This window comes from Bacillus sp. SRI_025, assembly GCF_057592095.1.
Window position 1 is genome coordinate 1 of record NZ_JBYEGB010000009.1, and the last position, 20,015, is coordinate 20,015.

At 42.0% G+C, this 20,015-nt stretch carries 18 protein-coding genes and 1 pseudogene; all 19 read right to left on the bottom strand.

Translation table 11 applies throughout. The features are described 5' to 3' along the window. Positions 1 to 273: 273 nt before the first annotated feature. The 19 genes and pseudogenes from lysS to spoIIE all read right to left on the bottom strand — a co-directional run bounded on the left by lysS (position 274) and on the right by spoIIE (position 19,884). A complete protein-coding gene (lysS, locus tag AC20OE_RS18160) occupies positions 274 to 1,773 on the bottom strand; it encodes a lysine--tRNA ligase (protein WP_034284259.1) in 1,500 nt (499 codons plus the stop codon). A gap of 90 nt (positions 1,774 to 1,863) precedes the next feature. Beyond that, the gene (gene dusB / locus AC20OE_RS18165; protein WP_039175955.1) at positions 1,864 to 2,865 is read right to left on the bottom strand and encodes a tRNA dihydrouridine synthase DusB; all 1,002 of its coding nucleotides are present in this window, start codon (positions 2,863 to 2,865) and stop codon (positions 1,864 to 1,866) included. After that, the gene (locus AC20OE_RS18170; protein ID WP_024425661.1) at positions 2,858 to 3,091 is read right to left on the bottom strand and encodes a helix-turn-helix domain-containing protein; all 234 of its coding nucleotides are present in this window, start codon (positions 3,089 to 3,091) and stop codon (positions 2,858 to 2,860) included. The genes dusB and AC20OE_RS18170 overlap by 8 nt, the downstream gene beginning before the upstream one ends. Further along, positions 3,043 to 3,546, bottom strand: a complete 504-nt coding sequence (folK, locus tag AC20OE_RS18175; protein ID WP_059376336.1) for a 2-amino-4-hydroxy-6-hydroxymethyldihydropteridine diphosphokinase — start codon at positions 3,544 to 3,546, stop codon at positions 3,043 to 3,045. The genes AC20OE_RS18170 and folK overlap by 49 nt, the downstream gene beginning before the upstream one ends. Continuing rightward, positions 3,543 to 3,905, bottom strand: a complete 363-nt coding sequence (folB, locus tag AC20OE_RS18180) for a dihydroneopterin aldolase (RefSeq protein WP_024425659.1) — start codon at positions 3,903 to 3,905, stop codon at positions 3,543 to 3,545. Before folB ends, folK begins: the two co-directional genes overlap by 4 nt. After that, a complete protein-coding gene (gene folP, locus AC20OE_RS18185) occupies positions 3,898 to 4,755 on the bottom strand; it encodes a dihydropteroate synthase (RefSeq protein ID WP_487269071.1) in 858 nt (285 codons plus the stop codon). The genes folB and folP overlap by 8 nt, the downstream gene beginning before the upstream one ends. A 9-nt stretch (positions 4,756 to 4,764) precedes the next feature. Next, positions 4,765 to 5,613, bottom strand: a complete 849-nt coding sequence (gene pabC / locus AC20OE_RS18190; protein ID WP_059376330.1) for an aminodeoxychorismate lyase — start codon at positions 5,611 to 5,613, stop codon at positions 4,765 to 4,767. Further along, positions 5,610 to 6,203 carry an aminodeoxychorismate/anthranilate synthase component II gene (gene pabA / locus AC20OE_RS18195; protein WP_059376328.1) on the bottom strand — a complete coding sequence of 198 codons (594 nt, stop codon included), beginning with the start codon at positions 6,201 to 6,203 and terminating at the stop codon, positions 5,610 to 5,612. The genes pabC and pabA overlap by 4 nt, the downstream gene beginning before the upstream one ends. 13 nt (positions 6,204 to 6,216) lie before the next feature. Then, positions 6,217 to 7,635 (bottom strand): anthranilate synthase component I family protein, encoded by a 1,419-nt coding sequence (locus AC20OE_RS18200; RefSeq protein WP_099662821.1) that lies wholly within the window; start codon positions 7,633 to 7,635, stop codon positions 6,217 to 6,219. Between the two features lie 124 nt (positions 7,636 to 7,759). Then, entirely contained in the window at positions 7,760 to 8,683 is a 924-nt protein-coding gene (cysK, locus tag AC20OE_RS18205) for a cysteine synthase A (RefSeq protein ID WP_024425655.1), read from the bottom strand. A gap of 77 nt (positions 8,684 to 8,760) precedes the next feature. Continuing rightward, complete coding sequence (locus AC20OE_RS18210; RefSeq protein WP_039175942.1) at positions 8,761 to 9,669, bottom strand: peptidyl-prolyl cis-trans isomerase; 909 nt, start codon at positions 9,667 to 9,669, stop codon at positions 8,761 to 8,763. A gap of 46 nt (positions 9,670 to 9,715) precedes the next feature. Beyond that, the gene (hslO, locus tag AC20OE_RS18215; RefSeq protein WP_024425653.1) at positions 9,716 to 10,591 is read right to left on the bottom strand and encodes an Hsp33 family molecular chaperone HslO; all 876 of its coding nucleotides are present in this window, start codon (positions 10,589 to 10,591) and stop codon (positions 9,716 to 9,718) included. Between the two features lie 14 nt (positions 10,592 to 10,605). Continuing rightward, the gene (locus AC20OE_RS18220; protein ID WP_039175940.1) at positions 10,606 to 11,382 is read right to left on the bottom strand and encodes a type III pantothenate kinase; all 777 of its coding nucleotides are present in this window, start codon (positions 11,380 to 11,382) and stop codon (positions 10,606 to 10,608) included. Positions 11,383 to 11,543: 161 nt separating this feature from the next. Next, a complete protein-coding gene (gene ftsH, locus AC20OE_RS18225; protein WP_034284252.1) occupies positions 11,544 to 13,445 on the bottom strand; it encodes an ATP-dependent zinc metalloprotease FtsH in 1,902 nt (633 codons plus the stop codon). A gap of 95 nt (positions 13,446 to 13,540) precedes the next feature. After that, positions 13,541 to 14,080, bottom strand: a complete 540-nt coding sequence (gene hpt, locus AC20OE_RS18230; RefSeq protein WP_008357399.1) for a hypoxanthine phosphoribosyltransferase — start codon at positions 14,078 to 14,080, stop codon at positions 13,541 to 13,543. Beyond that, positions 14,077 to 15,499, bottom strand: a pseudogene (tilS, locus tag AC20OE_RS18235) (tRNA lysidine(34) synthetase TilS). Before tilS ends, hpt begins: the two are co-directional and overlap by 4 nt. A gap of 96 nt (positions 15,500 to 15,595) precedes the next feature. Further along, positions 15,596 to 16,603 (bottom strand): protein kinase domain-containing protein, encoded by a 1,008-nt coding sequence (locus AC20OE_RS18240; protein ID WP_144490967.1) that lies wholly within the window; start codon positions 16,601 to 16,603, stop codon positions 15,596 to 15,598. After that, entirely contained in the window at positions 16,587 to 17,324 is a 738-nt protein-coding gene (locus AC20OE_RS18245) for a vWA domain-containing protein (RefSeq protein WP_034325063.1), read from the bottom strand. Before AC20OE_RS18245 ends, AC20OE_RS18240 begins: the two co-directional genes overlap by 17 nt. Positions 17,325 to 17,400: 76 nt before the next feature. Beyond that, positions 17,401 to 19,884, bottom strand: a complete 2,484-nt coding sequence (gene spoIIE, locus AC20OE_RS18250) for a stage II sporulation protein E (RefSeq protein WP_058838225.1) — start codon at positions 19,882 to 19,884, stop codon at positions 17,401 to 17,403. Between the last annotated feature and the right edge of the window lie 131 nt (positions 19,885 to 20,015).

The window sequence follows — 20,015 nt, forward strand, 5'->3', positions numbered from 1 at the left end:
ATAAAAACTCGAATTAACAGGTACGTTTTGTCTTGTTTAGTTTTCAAAGATCATTTTCGTTATCGCTCGTAAGCGACTTTAATATCTTACCATTTTGCATCAGTTAAAGTCAAGAACTTTTTTCAATTTCTTTTTTTAACCTCGTTGCTGTTTTGCGGCAACGAATAATAATATACCATCTGGATTCTTTCCTTGCAATAGTTTTTTTAAAAAAAGTTTCATTTTATGAAAAATAAAAAGCGCCATAGATAAAATGGCGCTTTGGTTGATGTATTAGCGGTTTCTCATTTGTGGGAAAAGCAGTACATCTCTGATTGATGGAGAATTTGTTAAAAGCATGATTAATCGGTCGATTCCGATTCCTAGACCACCTGTTGGAGGCATACCGTATTCTAATGCTTCAACAAAATCGTCATCCATTAGATGTGCTTCGTCGTTTCCTTCTTCACGTTCTTTTAATTGAGCTTCAAAGCGTTCTCTTTGATCGATTGGATCGTTTAGCTCTGTGAATGCATTTGCATGCTCGCGGCGTACGATAAACAGCTCAAAGCGATCAGTAAAGCGAGGGTCTTCAGGATTTTTCTTAGCTAATGGAGAAATCTCCACTGGATGTCCGTAAATGAATGTAGGCTGAACCAATGTTTCTTCTACTTTTTGCTCGAAGAACTCATTGATAATATGACCTACTGTCATATTTTTCGTGATTTCAACACCATGATCAGCAGCATGCTGTTTTGCTTCTTCTACAGACATCTCCTGCCAGAAGTCTACACCTGTTGCTTCTTTGACCGCTTCAACCATATGAAGTCTCTTCCATTCAGGTTTGAGATCAATTTCATCTTCTCCATATTGAATGGTTGTTGTTCCTAACACCTCTTGGGCAATATGAGCAATCAGGTTTTCAGTCAGATTCATGATGTCTTTGTAGTCTGCGTATGCTTCATACAGCTCGATCATAGTGAATTCTGGGTTGTGACGAGTTGATACACCTTCATTACGGAATACGCGACCAATCTCGTATACTTTCTCTAGACCACCGACAATTAGGCGTTTTAAGTGCAGCTCGATCGCAATACGCATATAAAGCGGCATATCAAGTGCATTGTGATGAGTAATGAAAGGACGCGCTGATGCACCACCAGGGATGCTGTGCATTGTTGGTGTTTCAACTTCTAAGTATCCTTTAGAATCTAAGTATCTTCTCATGGATTGAATGATTTTGCTTCGCATAATGAACGTCTGCTTACTTTCTGGATTTACAATGAGGTCAAGGTAGCGCTGACGATAGCGTTGTTCAACATCTTTTAATCCATGATATTTATCAGGAAGCGGGCGAAGTGCTTTCGTAAGAACCTCAAAGCTGGTCGCTTTAATAGAAAGTTCTCCTACATTTGTTTTAAAAACAGTCCCTGTTACACCGATGATATCGCCTAAGTCTGAGCTTTTGAATAATTCGTAAGCTTCTTCCCCTACACTATCTTTACGAACATAGATTTGAATTTGTCCTTCTAGGTCTTGAATATGTGCAAAGCCAGCTTTTCCTTTTCCGCGCTTTGTCATCATACGTCCAGCGATTGTTACTTGAGCCGCTTTTCCTTCTAAGTCTTCTTTAGAAAACTCGTCATATTCAGCGATAATTTGCGCAGATTGATGAGAACGGTCATATCGTTCACCGAATGGATCGATACCCTCTTCTCTCATTTTATTCATTTTGTCACGTCTGACCTGAAATTGGTCATTTAATTCTTCGTTATTAAGCCCTTCATTACTCATTTATATCACTCCAATAATGTATTTTGCAGAGAAAAGCAGAAAAACTGCCAGTACATGCACTAGCAGTGAGCTACAAAAAGAAAGATAGTCTTATCCTACTTTTATACTTTGAAGCTCTTTTGCCTCGGCTTCGATCGTAAAGTCATCAAGAACTTGTACAAGCTCCGCTCTCGTTTCACTTTGATTGATTTGATTTCTTACGTCCGCATTGCCTCGGACACCTTTTAAGTACCATGCTGCGTGCTTTCTCATTTCTCTGACAGCCACATGCTCGCCTTTCAGGTCAATGAGTCTGTCTAAGTGAAGTTTGCACACTGACATTTTCTCACGCACGTTTGGCTCTTCTTTCAGTTCACCCGTTTCTAAATAATGAACCGTTCGATAGATCATCCACGGGTTTCCTAGTGCGGCTCTTCCGATCATGACAGCGTCCACACCCGTTTCATCAAGCATACGTTTTGCATCTTGAGGGGTTTTGACATCGCCATTGCCGATGACAGGAATGGATACAGATTGTTTAACCTCTTTCATGATATCCCAATTCGCTGTTCCTTCGTACATTTGCACGCGTGTCCGTCCGTGAAGCGCAACCGCTTGTCCACCTGCTCGTTCAACAGCACGGGCATTATCAATAGCAAAGATATGGTCTTCGTCCCAGCCCATTCTCATTTTCACTGTAACTGGTTTGTCTACAGCATCTACAACAGCAGAGACCATTTCATAAATTTTGTTTGGATCAAGCAGCCATTTCGCTCCTGCATCACATTTCGTAATCTTCGGCACAGGACAGCCCATGTTGATATCAATAATATCCGCTGTGGTATTCTTGTCTACAAACTTTGCCGCTTCGACGAGTGTATCTTTTTCCCCTCCAAATATCTGAAGGCTCAAAGGCTTTTCCCGTTCATCAATGTATAGCATACCCATTGTTCTTGCATTGTTGATCAGGATCGCTTTGTCACTGACCATTTCAGCGCAGACTAAGCCCGCTCCAAACTCTTTCACCGTCAGTCTGAAGGCAGAGTTGCACACACCAGCCATCGGCGCGAGCACTACTTTGTTTTTAATCTCGATATCTCCGATTTTAAACATTTTTCCCCCTCCTTTCTTCTTCAAGAATTGGCGAAAGTTCTTCCACCGTTATATTTAAAGCATCTGCTATTTGACCAACCAATTGGTTTGTTGGTAATCGATTGCCTCGCTCAATTTCTCCTAAGACAGAGACAGAGATGCCCAGTCTTTTCGCGAACCCTTCCTGAGTATACCCTTTTAGCTTTCGGTATGCACGAATTCTTCTACCCCACATGTCTTTTTCCATATGCTTACACCTTCTTGGTCTGTTACGGCATTTATTTGTACTTCGCCGATTTCTGGGCAAATCTCACTCATCGGAACAAGAACGAATAAACGTTCGTACATTCTAGGATGCGGCACTACAAGTTGTTCTGTTTCAATATTTTCACGATTATAAAGTAAAATGTCAAGGTCAGCCGTTCGCGGACCCCACCTCACTTCTCTTGTTCTGCCTAACTCTTGCTCGATTGTCTGAGTAAGAGACAGTAGTTCCTCTGGACGAAGTGAAGTGGTAATTTTCACGGCCATATTTAAAAAATCATCTTGGTTTTCGTAGCCTACAGGTGTTGTTTCATATATTGATGAGATTAATTCCACTTGAACCTCTGGATGTTCATGCAGTTTTCTAACGGCTTCTTTTAAATAGGTTTCTTTTTTACCTATGTTTGAGCCTAGTGCGATGTATGCCGTATTGTTCATGTGCGCGATCTCGTCATTTCAATTGCAACGGACTGATAGTGACCTGGAATTGGCGGATCTGGCTTGATCACCTTCACTGTACATTCCTGGACTGTCGGAAAGTCCTTTAACACTTGGTTTGCAATTCTTTCTGTCAGTGTTTCAACGAGATTGACTGGCTCACCTTCTACGATGCTTTTGCAGATTTGGTAGAGCTCTGCATAGTTGATCGTCTCATTGAGGTCATCGGTTTGTCCGGCTTTACTTAAATCAAGTGAAGCTGTTAAGTCCACGCGGAATCGCTGCCCTAGTTTGTTTTCTTCTGCAAATACGCCGTGGTACCCGTAAAATTCCATTCCGTTTACATATACTTTATCGATGATAAGCGCCTCCCTTATTCAGCATGGCATCCATCATTTTTGCCATTCTTACAATTTCTTTTACATCATGTACACGGACCATCGCACTGCCCTTTTGAATCCCAAGACAGACCGTCGCACCTGTTCCTTCAGTACGTTCTTCAGGCGGCAGATCTAAGACAGCACCAATGAATCGTTTTCGAGATGTAGCTAACAGCAGTGGATACCCAAGGTGACAAAAATGTTCGAGCTCATTCATGACCTTCAGGTTGTCCTCTTTATTTTTCGCAAATCCTACACCTGGATCTAATATGATCATGTCATCGCGGACACCCGCTTGCTGGGCAATTTGGACACTTTCTTTCAAATCGGCGATCATATCTGAAATCAGATGTGTGTAGTTTCGTTCTGGCCGATTGTGCATTAAAATGATTGGAACATTGTGCTTCGCTGCCACATGTGCCATTTGGGGATCTGCCTTTGCTCCCCATACATCGTTAATGATGGAGGCTCCAGCTTTCACCGCTTCATCTGCAACACGGGCTTTATACGTATCAATAGAGATAGGTACATCTAATTCTTTTGTGATCTTCTCAATGACCGGAATGACCCTTGAAAGCTCCTCTTCTTCCGAGACAAGTGCCGCTCCCGGGCGAGTCGATTCTCCGCCAATATCAATAATATGTGCCCCGTCTTCTATCAGCTGCGCTGCATGAGCCAGCGCTTTATCTACTTGATTAAACTTTCCTCCATCTGAAAAAGAGTCAGGTGTGACATTTAAAATGCCCATGACTAATGTCTTTTCTTCATAACTAAGGGTATGGTGCTTGGCCTGTATGATTTTAGGCTGTTTTATCAATTGTTGTGTCATTGTGTCCACCTACTCTTTATGGTCTTGACGTTCTTTAGTGTATTGCATTCTTAACTTTGTTGAAATTGTCCGGCTGTTTTTGGGAAAGTGGATTTCTCCTATTCCTCTGAACGGTACAACTCCCTGAACAGAATTGGTCATCCATGCCTCATCAGCTGAGAGCAAATGTGAGACTGGGTATCGCCCTTCCTTTAGCGAAGCTCCCATAGCGCGGAGCGTTTCCATACAGTATCGACGAGTGACCCCATTTAAAATGCCTGTATCAAGTGACGGTGTATAGATCACATCATCTTTTCGCCAAAAGATATTCGAGGTAATGCCTTCTGCCACATCATCTTCTTTTGTTAAAAAGATGCCTTCTAACGACGGGTCATTTCCCACTTCTCTTTTAGCAAGCAGGTTGTTCATATAATGATGAGACTTGAGGCGCCTTGGCCCTTCCGGTGTATTTCTTCTCGTTTGAAGAATGACTCCCTTTTTCTCATCCAAAATAGATTCTGGACGGAAAGGAGAGATCATGACAAAAACGACAGGCTCTTCATAAGGATCTGCAGAAACTCCGTTTCCTCTGCCCGCAGAAACATTCAAGCGAATTCTCGCATGGCCGCCGGCTATTTGGTTTTTATTCAATAAGGTATGAATGATGTCGAGTACAAATGGTTTCTCTATTGTGGATTCGATGCAAAGGTCACGTAATGATTGATTGAGCCTTTCAAGATGCCAATCCAACAGGAAGACTTGTCCTGCCAGGCTGGTAAATGTTTCGAATACACCGATGCCATATAGAAAACCATGATCAAAAGGAGAAAGAGTCGCGTCTTTCTCCTCTATATACTGACCGTTCAGATAAATGATCATGCGTTTACTTCATGCCCCTTTTTACGATAGGTTTCAATGAAATTTTTCAGCATTTCTTTTCCGAAGGACGTCATAATTGATTCAGGATGGAATTGCACACTTTCAATCGGCAATTCTTTATGGCGAATCGCCATGAGCTCGCCTTCCTTCGTGCTGGCTGTTGCGTCAAAGCACTCTGGCAGCGTCTCGTTTTTGACAATTAATGAATGATATCTCGTTGCAACGAGCGGATTTTGAAGTCCTGTGAAGACACCTTTTCCGTCATGTTTAATCTCTGACGTTTTACCGTGCATTAAGCGCTCTGCTCGAACAACATCCCCGCCAAAGACTTGTGCGATGGATTGGTGGCCTAAACACACACCGAAGATCGGAATACTTCCTGCAAAGTGCCTGATCGCCTCCATACTAATTCCCGCTTCATCAGGACTGCATGGCCCTGGAGAAATCATGAGAAAATCCGGCTTGAGCTCTTCAATTTCCTGAATGGTCACTTGATCATTCCGTTTCACGATCAATTCTTCTCCAAGCTCACCTAAATACTGGACCAGGTTGTACGTAAATGAATCATAATTATCAATCATTAAAATCATACTCTGCTCACCTCTAACTCAAAATAGTCTCTTCTTTGCTCAACTGTATTGCTTTTTTCACTGCATAGGCTTTTTTAATGGATTCTTTGTATTCATGTTTTGGGACAGAATCTATGACAATCCCCGCACCTGACTGCATAAAGGCTTTTCCTTCTGTACAATACGCAGTCCGAATAACGATATTAAAGTGCATATCTTGATTGAATCCAAACCAGCCTATAGATCCAGTATAAAGCCCACGTCTTGTTGGCTCAAGTTCTTCTATGATTTCCATTGTTCTCACTTTTGGAGCACCTGTAATCGTTCCACCTGGGAATACAGCTCTCATGACATCAACCGAGTCACATTCATCACGCAGCTCTCCTTGTACATTGGATACAATATGCATCACGTGTGAATATTTCTCAATCGCCATAAATTCGTTCACTTTTACGGATCCATAAGTAGATACTCGTCCAAGGTCATTCCGCTCAAGGTCAACGAGCATCACATGCTCTGCGCGTTCTTTTTCATTTTCAATCAGTTCTTTTGCCAGCGCTTGATCCTCAGCGTCGTCTTTGCCTCGTGATCTTGTTCCAGCAATTGGTCTTGTTTCTAGCCGAGTCCCTTTTTTCTTAATAAGCAGCTCTGGAGATCCACAAACAATCTGGAAGTCAGGCGTATGCAGGTAAGACATATAAGGAGATGGATTCACTTGACGTAATGTTTTGTATAAATCATACGGATGAGTGTGAAGCTGTTCATCTTGTCTGATAGATAAGTTCACTTGGAACACGTCACCGTTTGCGATATATTGCTTAATTTTCTCTACTGCTTCTCCAAAGGTTTCTTCAGTAAAAGGTGCTGCTGGTACAAATTCTGTAGAAGATTCATTGACAGGTGATTGTGCTGATTCTTCAAAAGAGCTTGTCCACTTTCGCTCCCATTCTTCCAGCCTTTGATTCGCTTCACTCATTGGTTCTGCTTCCTCTGTGTGAGTAATCAGCCACAGTGCGTTCTCTTCATGATCAAAAACTGCAACATCGTTAAACACGAGGAAATAAAGGTCTGGTGTTTTAAGATCATCAATTGCCAGCATCTTAAAATGCTCGATGTATCTAGCATAATCGTAGCTTAAAAACCCAATCGCTCCGCCTTGGAAGTCGGGGTATTCGTCGTTTGTTTCGGTTTGAAGGGATTGAAACCAATCCGTAAACGCTCTGAATGGATCACCTTCTTTGAACAATACCTCATCTTGATAATGGATGGTCGTCATCCCATCTTTCCCCTTCGCTTTAGCGATCGGGTGAATACCAGCAATGCTATATGAACCGCCGCGTGCACTTTCTAGAAGCACATGATGTGTTTCACGAGCAGTTAATTGTTCGTATCTTTTCAAGAACGCATCTTTCGTAAAAGGAATTTTGATGCCCATCGGCCTGCGTTGTGTCATGTTATCATCCTTTTTTATTTTCATTAATCTTATTGTAATGCAATCCAATTTATTTAGAAAATAGTATTTGCTTTCCATCTTCAGAATTCATGAAAAAACCCCAGCAAATGCTGGGGTGATTGGTTTAATCGAATTGATAAAGAGGTGTACTGAGGTAACGCTCACCGTTACTTGGGATGATTGCGAGAACCTTTTTCCCTTTACCAAGCTTCTTCGCTGTTTGAAGTGCTGCGTAAATAGCTGCTCCGGAAGAAATACCGCCAAGGATTCCTTCTTCTTTCGCTGCTTTTCTTGCAAGCTCAAATGCATCTTCGTTTTTCACTTGGATGATGCCGTCATATATTTCTGTGTTCAGGATTGAAGGAACAAAACCTGCTCCAATTCCTTGAATTTTATGCGGACCCGGCTTTCCGCCTGACAATACAGGGGAATCTGTCGGCTCTACTGCATAAAGTTGGATGGATGGGATGGCTTCTTTTAGGACTTCACCAGCACCTGTGATCGTACCGCCCGTACCGACACCTGCAATAAATGCATCAAGCTCGCCGTCAAACTGTTCAAGAATTTCTTTCCCAGTTGTACGACGGTGAATCTCCGCATTGGCTTCGTTGCTAAATTGCTGAGGCATGAAGTAACCATGCTCTTCTGCCAATTCTTCTGCTTTTTTGATGGCACCTTTCATTCCTTCTGCACCTGGTGTTAAGACAAGCTCCGCACCATAAGCGCGTAAAAGGTTGCGGCGCTCCTGACTCATTGTGTCTGGCATAACCAAAATCGCGTTGATTCCTTTAGCAGCCGCTACCATCGCAAGGCCGATTCCTGTGTTTCCACTTGTTGGTTCAATAAGGGTATCGCCGGCTTTTAGTGTACCTTTCGCTTCAGCATCTTCGATCATCGCTAAAGCAATACGATCTTTGACACTGCTGCCTGGGTTCATATATTCAAGTTTCAAGTAGACATCCGCACTGTCTTCATCTACTAAACGGTTTAATTTAACGACTGGTGTATTTCCTATTAGTTCAAAAACTGAATTTGCAATACGAGCCATCACTAACACCTCTATCTCCGAGTAATTTTATTGTATTAATATTAAATTATCAATTTCAAAAAATTTTGTCAATGCTTTTAGTCCTGCTCGCCATCGTAAAACCATGTGACTTTTGCTTCCTTCCACAGGGTTTTGACATTCGCCTTTTCACCTAGATCTTCCATCGCGATCTGCCTTTTAATCTGATCTTTGACTTCGTCATAGGAGAAAGAGCGGCCATTTAATTTTTCTTTTAACTGAATAATGGCATACCCGTTTTTGGTCTGAATTGGCTCTTTCGTCCATTCATCTGGCTGAAGCTTTTGAGCTTCTTGTATGTATAGGGCTGGGATGCTTTCCTGCTCTTCTGTCACAAATCCAAGATCTCCGCCGTATGGTGAGGTGTAACGGTCGATTGAACGTTCAGCTGCTACGGCTTCAAAGCTGGATCCACCTTTTAAATCTTTCAATACATTTTCAGCCTCGTCCTTTGTCTTCACGACAATATGGCGAATGCGGTATGAATCATCATATTGATATAAGTCCTTGTTTTTTTCATAAAACGATTTCGCTTCTTTTTCAGAAACGACGGCATCTCTTGTTAAAAGCTGCTCTAATAAAATTTGATAACGAATCTGTTCTTTCCATTCCTTCTCACTTGTATGTCCATCTTCGTAGAAATTATTAGATACTGCTTTGAGCATAAGCAATTCACGATTGATCTCTTTCGAAGACACGTCCAGCTTGTTTTGCTTGGCAAGCTGATTGACCACCTTCAGATTGATCATTTGTTCAAGTGTTGCCTTTCCGTAGCGGTCTTCCATCTTCTTTAACCATTCTTGACGCGTTACCTTCTCTTTTCCAATCGATGCAATTTCTTCACCGCTCTTCCCATTAGAAGAAGCCTGTGACATTTGTGACTTTGTTAATACATATGCAATGACAACGGCATTAATCATGAGCAACACGAGGATAAATGTCCATACCACTCTTGCTTTTAATCTCATCTTTCGTCTCCTTTCCATTCTAAAAAGAAAACCCGCTGCTTAGAGCTTAGCGGGTTAATTCTTCACGTAGCTCTTCTAGCTCTTCTTTTGTAAATACATACGTTTCGTTACAAAAATGGCATTGAGCTTCTGCTTGTCCGTCTTGTTCAATCATATCATCAATTTCGGCTTTCCCTAGGCTGATAATGCCATTTGCAAACCGTTCTTTTGAGCAGTTACAAGAGAATTCGACAGGTACAGTTTCTAAAATTTGAGGCTTTTCACCGAGTACTTCTTCTAATATTTCTTCTGGTGTCATCCCTTTTTCAATGAGTTTAGAGATTGGTTCAATCGTTGACAGACGCTTTTCTAGTCTTTCAATGACAGCATCTTCTGTACCAGGCAGCAATTGAATGATGAAACCGCCTGCTGCGAGGATCGAATTATCTGGATTGACAAGGACGCCTACGCCTACAGAGGAAGGCACTTGCTCAGAAGAAACAAGATAATATGTGAAGTCATCTCCAATTTCACCTGAAACAATTTCCGTTTGTCCTGTAAAGTGGTCCTTCAGCCCGATATCTTTGACAACACTTAAGGTTCCAGATGTTCCGACTGCACGTCTAACATCCAGCTTGCCATGTTCATTTAAATCAAAGTGAACTTGTGGGTTTGAGACATATCCTCGCACCTGACCTTTTGCATTTCCATCAGCAATAATGGCGCCGATTGGTCCACCGCCTTCTATTTTGACAGTTAGCTTATTCTCACCTTTCAGCATAGCACCCATCATGACGGTTGCTGTCATCGTTCTGCCGATGGCAGCTGATGCAGTCGGCCACGTATGATGTCTTCTTTGTGCTTCGTTGATTGTATCTGTTGTGTTTGCAGCATATGCGCGGACTTTTCCGTCATATGCTAATGCTTTAACTAAGTAATCCATTTGATTTAAACCTCCTATAATACACCGACACGATTACGTTCATAAATGAGCTGCAGTCCTTTTAATGTGAGGAACGGATCGACAATATCAATGCAGTCTGATTCATTTCCAATCAATGTAGACAAACCGCCTGTTGCAATGACTTTCGGTGTTTGTTTGGCTTGCTGCTTCATCCGTTTCACTATTCCCTCGACTTGACCAACATATCCATAAAGGATGCCTGATTGCATCGCACTGATGGTGTTTTTTCCAACAATGTGATCAGGACGGACAATTTCAATTCTCGGCAGCTTCGCCGCTCTTGTATATAAAGCCTCTGTTGAGATGGTAATACCCGGTGCAATCGCTCCACCCATGTATTGTTTTTGTTCATTGATATAACAGTAGGTTGTTGCTGTTCCAAAGTCTACCACAATAAGAGGCGCCCCATATAGGTGAATTGCTGCTACTGCATTAACAATTCGATCTGCCCCGACTTCCTTTGGATTGTCACACATGATGTTTAATCCAGTCTTCATTCCAGGCCCTACAATTTGGGGTGTTAGATGAAAATACTTTTCGCACATTCTTTCAAGTGCGAACATCATTGGCGGGACCACAGACGAGATAATAATCCCTTCTATTTGATCAAACATCAGCCCCACATAATCGAATAAGGCCCTAATGGACATACCAAATTCGTCTTCTGTTTTATGACGGCTTGTTTCAATTCGCCAATGGTAGTTTAGATCGCCATTATGATAAACACCTAAAACGGTATTTGTGTTTCCTACATCTATCACGAGTAACAACTTCATCACCACTTTGAATAGTTTCTCAAAAAGAGCATTTTTCGACTTTCTATCATACCATACACGAATTGAGTTCCATTTGTAAACAATTCGAAACCGATCCATTCATGAATCGAAATAAAAAAGCTGCCGGTGATCCCGGCAGCTTTCACAGAAGGAGATTAGATCTCCTCATCTTCTTTTTTCTTTATGTTTACTTTCACATCATCGTTTTTCTCTTCGTCATCTGCGTATACACGCTCTGGAAGCTTTCCAGTTTCGTAAAGAGATTTAATTTGTTCAGCATCTAATGTTTCAACTTCTAGAAGGGCTTGTGCGATGATTTCTAGCTTATCTTTATTCTCAGTGAGAATTTGTTTCGCACGTTCGTAGCTCTCCTTAATGAAGCGCTGAACTTCTTGGTCAATTTCGTAAGCGATCGCTTCACTATAATTCGGCTCATTGTTGAAATCACGGCCAAGGAATACTTGACCTCCTTGTGATTGACCGAATTGAAGCGGACCAAGTTTATCAGACATACCGAACTCTGTGACCATTCTTCTTGCAATGCCTGTTGCACGCTGGAAGTCGTTGTGAGCGCCTGTACTTACTTCACCAAACGTAATTTCCTCTGCAACACGACCGCCGAGCAAGCCGACAATCTTATCAAGAAGCTCTGGCTTCGTTTGGAAATAACGGTCTTCTCTTGGAAGCATGACCGCATATCCACCTGCCTGACCACGAGGAACGATCGTTACTTTATGCACCATGTCCGCTTCGTCTAAGATAAGACCAATGACGGTATGACCTGCTTCATGGTAAGCCACGATATTACGTTCTTTCTTCGAAATGACGCGGCTTTTCTTCGCCGGCCCAGCGATGACACGGTCAGTCGCTTCGTCGATATCACGCATATCGATTTTCTTTTTGTTTTGACGTGCAGCAACAAGTGCTGCTTCGTTTAGTAAGTTCTCAAGATCTGCACCAGAGAACCCTGGTGTTCTGCTTGCAATGGCTTTTAAGTTGACTGACTCGTCAAGCGGTTTGTTTTTCGCATGAACTTTCAGTACTTCTTCACGGCCAATAACATCTGGGCGGTCAACCGTAATTTGACGGTCAAAACGTCCCGGACGCAGCAATGCAGGGTCTAGAATATCTGCACGGTTCGTCGCAGCAATGATAATAATACCTTCGTTGGCACTAAAACCATCCATTTCGACAAGAAGCTGGTTAAGCGTTTGTTCACGCTCGTCATGACCACCGCCAAGACCGGCTCCACGCTGACGACCCACTGCATCAATCTCATCAATAAAGATTAAGCAAGGTGCATTCTTTTTCGCATTTTCAAATAAATCACGTACACGTGATGCACCGACACCGACGAACATCTCGACGAAGTCAGAACCACTGATGCTGAAGAAAGGAACGCCTGCTTCTCCTGCAGATGCTCTCGCAAGCAATGTTTTACCTGTACCTGGAGGTCCTACTAGTAAAACCCCTTTAGGGATTCTTGCGCCAAGCTCCGCAAATTTACGTGGATCCTTCAGGAATTCCACCACTTCTACAAGCTCTTGCTTTTCTTCATCTGCACCAGCAACATCTTTAAATTTCACACGTTTCTTCTCTTCTGTGTAAAGCTTCGCCTTACTCTTACCAAAGTTCATGACTCGGCTTCCGCCGCCCTGAGCTTGGTTCAATAAGAAGAAGAACAGGATAAAGATGATGATAAACGGAATGATGGTTGTCAGAACTTGCAGCCATCCATTTGTTTCAGGTGCTGGTTCTACTTTTACATCTGTATTCTTCAGTGCACTGTAAATTTGGTCAACACCTTGACCATCTGGAACATGGGTAATGAAGTATTGATCTTTCTTCGCGCCATCTAATTGACCACGAATTTCATAAACCCCTCTTACAGGCTGAATGGAGATACTCTCCACTTTTCCCGCACTTAGATTTTGCGAAAATTTGCTGTAAGACATGTTCTCAGGCTTTTGATTTGGGGATCCTAACCAACTAACGACCCCTATCACAAGTAATAAAATAAGTATATAAAAAATCGTATTACGAAAAACCCGATTCATTCCTTACCTCCTCCCACAGTAAGCACAACTATGTTCAATAGTATCATAGAAAATCATTCCAACACAACCAATAACCTCATGTATACGTATGCTGATCAGCCTTCGTAAACAGATGGTTTTAACACTCCAATATACGGGAGGTTTCGGTAACGTTCAGCGAAATCCAATCCATAGCCGACAACAAATGCATCTGGTACTTCAAATCCAACATAATCTGCTTTGATGTCTGCTTTGCGGCCGCTTGGTTTATCAAGCAATGTCACAATTTTAATGGAATTTGCTTTACGGTATCGGAAAAGCTCTACCAGATAGCTCAAAGTTAACCCACTGTCGATGATATCTTCCATAATCAAAATATCTCTTCCTTCAACAGAAGTATCTAGATCCTTAATGATCTTTACTTCTCCAGAAGATACGGTAGACTTTCCGTAGCTAGATACATCCATAAAATCAAGTTCTAAATATGTATCAATGTGTTTGATCAGGTCTGCCATGAATGGAAGAGCCCCTTTCAAAACACCAATAGCCAGGGGAAATTTACCATCATAATCGCTGGTTAATGTTGCACCCAGTTCCTTCACTTTTTGCTGGATCTCTTCTTCTGAGATCAAAATCTTTTCAATATCTTGTTTCATGCTTTTGCTTGCCCCCTACAAATTTTCGTGCTGTCTATATTGTAATACAATGAGATCGCTGTTTGTCATATCAATTTCTTCAAAAACGGATTTTTTCAGACCTGGGATCCAGATGATTTGATGATCCGAGTCAGTGACGATCGGCCAGCTGTCTCTTTCTGCAAGAGGCACTTTTTTATCAATAAATATATCCTTCACCTTTTTTGATCCATTCATCCCTTTAAGTTTGATTCGATCACCATTTTTTCGTGAGCGAATGATCAAAGGGAGACGAACATGATCTTTTTGAAGCAAGAAAAAATGGTTTCCGTTCCGTGCATCCTTCGGAACATGATTTGATACGACGATAGACTGTCCATTTGGGAGAAAAAGCTCTTCTCCAAGCTCAACCTTTAAGTGAAGAGCATAAGACTGGTCTACTACATGCGATCGTTCAAAGGTAAACATACAGTGATCATAAGACTTGACAGCTTGTAAACCTTTTGGCAAATCTAATGATCCAGACGGTTGATCAGTATGAGATAACCAGTCTAAAGTCCCTAGAATATGCTGGTTTGAAAACGCTGATTGAGTGTTTTCATAAAGATAGTTTAATATTAGTTGAATGCCTCTTCTTTGTAAAGGCAAAGGCAGGTCAAGCAAAGGCTTCGTTTTGATCTCAATTTGCTTAGGCGATTGACTCGTTATCACTTGGTTCATTTGTACCTTTGTTAAAGCCTGCAAGTATTGCTCATCCTCAGTCAGCATGTCACTTACAAACTGAAAGCTTTCATGTACATGAGGTGCCTCTTCTTTTAACACGGGAAGAATGTGTCTTCTTACCCGGTTTCTCAAGTAGTCATCTGTATGATTGCTTTGATCAATGACATAGGGAACATGTTCTTTTTCACAAGCTTTTAGCACGTCGTCCTTAGAGTATCCAATGAGCGGACGAATCAGCCATCCATTTTGAAAAGGACGTTTTGCTTGGATACCCGCGAGTCCTATACCAACAGTTCCTCTCGCAAGTCTCATCAACATTGTTTCTACTTGGTCGTCTCCATGATGTGCAAGCGCTATAAATTGAGCCTTGTATTGCTCCATCAATTGACGAAAGAAAGCATATCTGCACTCCCTTGCAGCTGCCTGTTTGTTTAAGCGGTTTTCTTTTGCATATTGGGTGACCTGTATGCGGGACGATTCAAAAGGGATCTCGTGCTCCTTACAGTAAGCCTCAACAAATGCCAAATCAGCAAAGGACTCTTCTCCTCTGAACATGTGATCTACATGGGCTGCAATCAGCTGATAGGAACCTTTGCGGCGCTTGTTAAGTTCATGCAGTAAAAGCATGGAATCCGGTCCGCCGGAAACCCCGACAATGACTGTCGTATTTTCAAGGTAAACATCATGTTTTTTCAAAAAAGATTCAATTCTATTCACAACTTCCTCCTCACAAAGAGCAGGTAATTTAAAGATATACATATCCTATCACTTTCAGTAGCTCCAAGCAAAGAAGAAGCCTGCTTTTTTACAGCTCTACAACAGGAACAAAACCACATATGCACAGTAAAGGGCGAGTACACTGCACACGATAAGAATGGTTTCAAAAAGTCCGCCTGATTTTTTACGTACTGACGTTCTTTTTGCTGCTGCAGCCCGCGATCGTGAAGCCACTTGTTGATTTTGATTAACAGCGGGTTTTGGCGCGTTTTTTTGCTGTTGCTTCTTTTGGCGTGATTTTCTTGATTCAATCAGCTGTCCTTCTTTCAGCATCGCACTTTTCATGTTTGCTGCTGATTGATATTTACCTTGTAAAGCAGCCTTTAACACCCTTTCATATCGCTTTAATAAAGGATGTCCTTCAATGGCTCGATAAAGCTGCTTTTCTGGTTCTGCTCCTTTTTTGAATTCTTTCTTATACGCACAGTTAACCATCACCATGGTCAGGGCAAATAAATCATAAGTTGGTTCAGCTTTTCGTGAGCCGAATCCCCAATATCCTCGATCAAAAAACTCGGTATACTCCTTAATTGCCCTGCCCGCTTTTGTCGTTCCTCCCACATCAATGCACCGGATCGTGGCCGGGGGACCAGAAACAATGAGATTATCAGGCTTTAAGTCACCAAAAATCCAGCCTTCCTGATGTAAATGAGCCAGGCTAGATAAAAGCTGAATCATCAAAACAACGATCCACTCATCACCCTTTTGTTTTACAAATTCAAGCAGTAATGGGCCTCTGACATATTCCATCACGTAAAAGGAGCGTTTTTGAGGCATACCGGGATAAATCGCATCATCCATATCATAAAAAGAAGGCCCCATGGTTTTCACAGGAGCCTTTGAAAAGGATTTTAATACATTGACTTCAGATGCAATGAGCATACTGTCATCACTCACTTTAAGGGCCGCTTGCCCATGTGGCGATTCGGCCAGATAGACAACACCGTTCGCCCCTTTTCCAAGCTCTTTTACAATACGGTAATGATGGTGGTGCCATTTCCCTTGAATCACCGTGCCTAACGGGATGTTAGAAACCGAATTCATCATCATGCTCTTCCTTTGCTTCAAGCAGCCCTTTACGTGAGCGAACTGATTTGAAATGCTGAAGTGCTTCCCGAAGTGCTGGTCCCGTTGGGGTGATTCCTCCAGTGGTCAGTTTTGGGAAAATAGATGATAACGAATCGAATCGAGGCGTCCAATTCAACACAATTTCTGCATCTGAGTTTTTCCCGGGAAATACACACATCCCAAACTGATTTTCTCCAATTCTTGAATTTAAACTGATGGAAAGGTCGATAAGTGCTTCTTTGACAGTCGGCAGCTTCGGTTTCATACTTGCACTTGTATCAACAAGCACGAGTACTTGAAGGTGAACCGTCTCTCCTAACTCATCAACAACCTCCATTACTTCCCCGCGCTTATCAGGTGGAAGCTCTTCAATTTCAGTGTCTTTGCCGAGTATTTGCTGCAATTCTTTATTCACAACACCTTGTAAGGTTTGTGTCATCGCTTTTTTCGTGACCATTTGTACTGTTTGAGATAATTGCTGGACGTAGACAACTTGATGGATGCCTCCGCCTGCGAGAGCAATCCCCTCTACTTCTTTCATCGCTTCATGATCGTGTCTGTTTTCTTCCATAATGCCAATGACATTGACTGTAATCCCTTGTTCCTTTGCCAATGAGGCAATCGCAAGCGGATCTTCCCCGTGATTTGAGCAGCCATCTGTAATCAATAAGATTTGGTTGACGTGACCTTTTCGCATCTTCATTCCTCCTGGGATTGTAACTGAATGCTTATATCCCCATCATCGCCAGAAGAAATTCATATTATACGATATTTTAAGAAATCTCTTGTTTCTCAAGATAGAATGTACCTGTCGGAATGGAAGCCCATTTTGGTGTGTTGTGGTCGAGCCTAATGACAACAACCGTCATATCGTCGTCAATTTGGCCTGCTCTTGTTCGAATGACCTCTTCCATTAATAAATCAGCAATTTCTTGTGGATCTTCTGTTTTAAAGCTTTTCATTTTCCGTTTCACCCACAGATCATGATTTTCAATATGCTTTGGCCCTTCAAAAATGCCGTCACTCATCATAATCAAGAGATCTCCTGCTTTCATCTGTTCGCTCACAACCTCGACTTCGAATTCATCAATAATACCAATCGGCAAGTTGCTTGCTTGTACCTTCATCACCTGATCACCTCGTTTAATAAAGCTGGGTGTTGAACCAATCTTGAGGAACTTACAGCTTGCATCCTGTAAATCAATAATCGATAAATCCAATGTTGAATAGATCTCGTCCGTCGTTCGTAAAGATAAAATACTATTAATGGTTTTAATCGCTACTTTTTCATTGATACCTGACGCCAATATTTTTTCTAACAGCTTAATCGTCTCATTGCTTTCAAAATGAGCACGTGCTCCGTTGCCCATTCCATCACTAATAGCTGCGGCATACTTGCCTGCACCAAGCTCCATCATGCTGTAGCTGTCTCCAGATACCAGTCCTCCGCCTTTTGCTGCATGTGCCACGCCTGTAGCCACTCGATATGATTTGGCAGAGCCAAACACAACATGACAATAGCCTGTTGGATGCTCTGCACACTGCTCTGCTTTGACTAAAATCTGTTCTTCTAAAATATCTGAAAGCATTGGAGCAATGATTTTTTCACATTCCCCATGCCCTTGGCAATATGGGATTCTCATTTCAATATCGACATTTCCCTGTTCCAAGCTATAGATTTCTACTTGCTGAATTTCAATACCAAAGTGCTGAAGCGCTTCTATCATCTGCTCTTCTTGAATAAAATGCTGTTCTCTTTCTCGTTTTATTTCCCGGGAAAAATCCTCCATCACTTGCGAGACCCCCATCAGCTGTTCAGCCACAAGACGTCTGCTGTCTTGGACTTTTTTCTTCAGTGTCTGGTTGGCTTTATAGTAAGCGATCTCCTCTTCAATCAATTCCTCGACATGTTTTGATTTTGAGCAGTGCTGACTAAATTTCTTTTTCAATTTTCGGTTATGCTCATACGTTTTTTCATCAGATTCATGCATAACTTGTTTCATTAGTTCATAGGTTGTATCAAAGTTCTGCACCCAGCATTTATTTTTCTTATAGCACGTTTGACAGGATCGTTCTGTGATCGTACTTAAAAAAAGATCTACATCCTCTTCCTGCTTCTTCTCTTCAGGAATAGATTCGTAAAATGTCGCAAAACTCTCAGACAGCGCATGAAATACATTAGAGAATTGGTCTACCTTTTTTGCTGTCACGTCTCGTACTTTCCGAGCATATTGCTGCTGCTCTTGTACATGCTCTACCGTGCCAGGAATGTATTTCGCTACCTTGGAGGTGACTGATTGCGGCGTGAGCAAAAAGAGCGCAACCGCTATAAGTGATTCATACAGTGTGGTCATGAGACCTGCTGACCCTTCCCCATACAGTGAAATGAGTAAGGAACCCACAATTAAGCCGATGGCTGCCCCTGCTTTCTTCCCTTCTTTCAGCAATCCGCCTAATAAACCTGAAAAGGCAAGAAGACTCATCTGATAAAGGTTTCCGATGTTGGCGAGACCGAGAATTAATCCTGTCACGACACCGACCGTACAACCAATACTGGCTCCGCCAATAAAAGCAAAGGTCAGCACTACATAACGTGACAAAATATGCTCTGCCTGCATCCCTTGAAATGAGATCCCAGCAAGTCCGGTTAAAACTGAGGCAATTAAAATCATAAAACAAATAATTTCTTCGACCTTTAAAGAGTGTTTAATTTTCCTGACTGTAAAAATCGGCAGGCTTTGAAGAAAAATCAGTGTCAAAATGAAGGCAAGTCCTGCTTCGACACCCGCCATGACGTAATCATAGCTTTGCACAGCACCTTGCTCTAGGTAAACAAACGCTCCTCGGGTAATCAGCATTGAGAGAACAATGACAACCGGTAATGTTTTCACTGGGTCTTTGATGATGAAAGAAACCACCTTTGACATAAGGAGAAACATAAGCAGCGATGCAAACACAAACAATGCATTTTGAGGTGATATCGTCATCGCCCCAGCGAGTAAAGCGAGACAAGCAAGCATTGCCTTATCTCTTTTAATAAGCAGCATGGAACCAAAGAAAGGCAGAGCAAACGGCATAATTTCAGATAATATAAAGGCTCGTCCTAATAAAAAGCCTAGAACAACATAAATAAACCCTTTATAGAAAAAAAGAGAATGCGTGTGATGAAGAAACAGGTTTTTCATCTTTTTTAACCCCGCACTGATTCTTTCAAACCCCGCTCCTGTTAAATCAGTTCTTCTTTCTAGTTTTTCCATCTTCTCATCCCCCACCTGATATTCGTTGCTTGTCATTATAGCGAAGGTGAAAAAGAAATTTTGTCAAAAGAAGTTGTCGTTTCCATAAAACGTTCGACGCTTTATTCGTCAAAGAGGCATACTTTCATGAA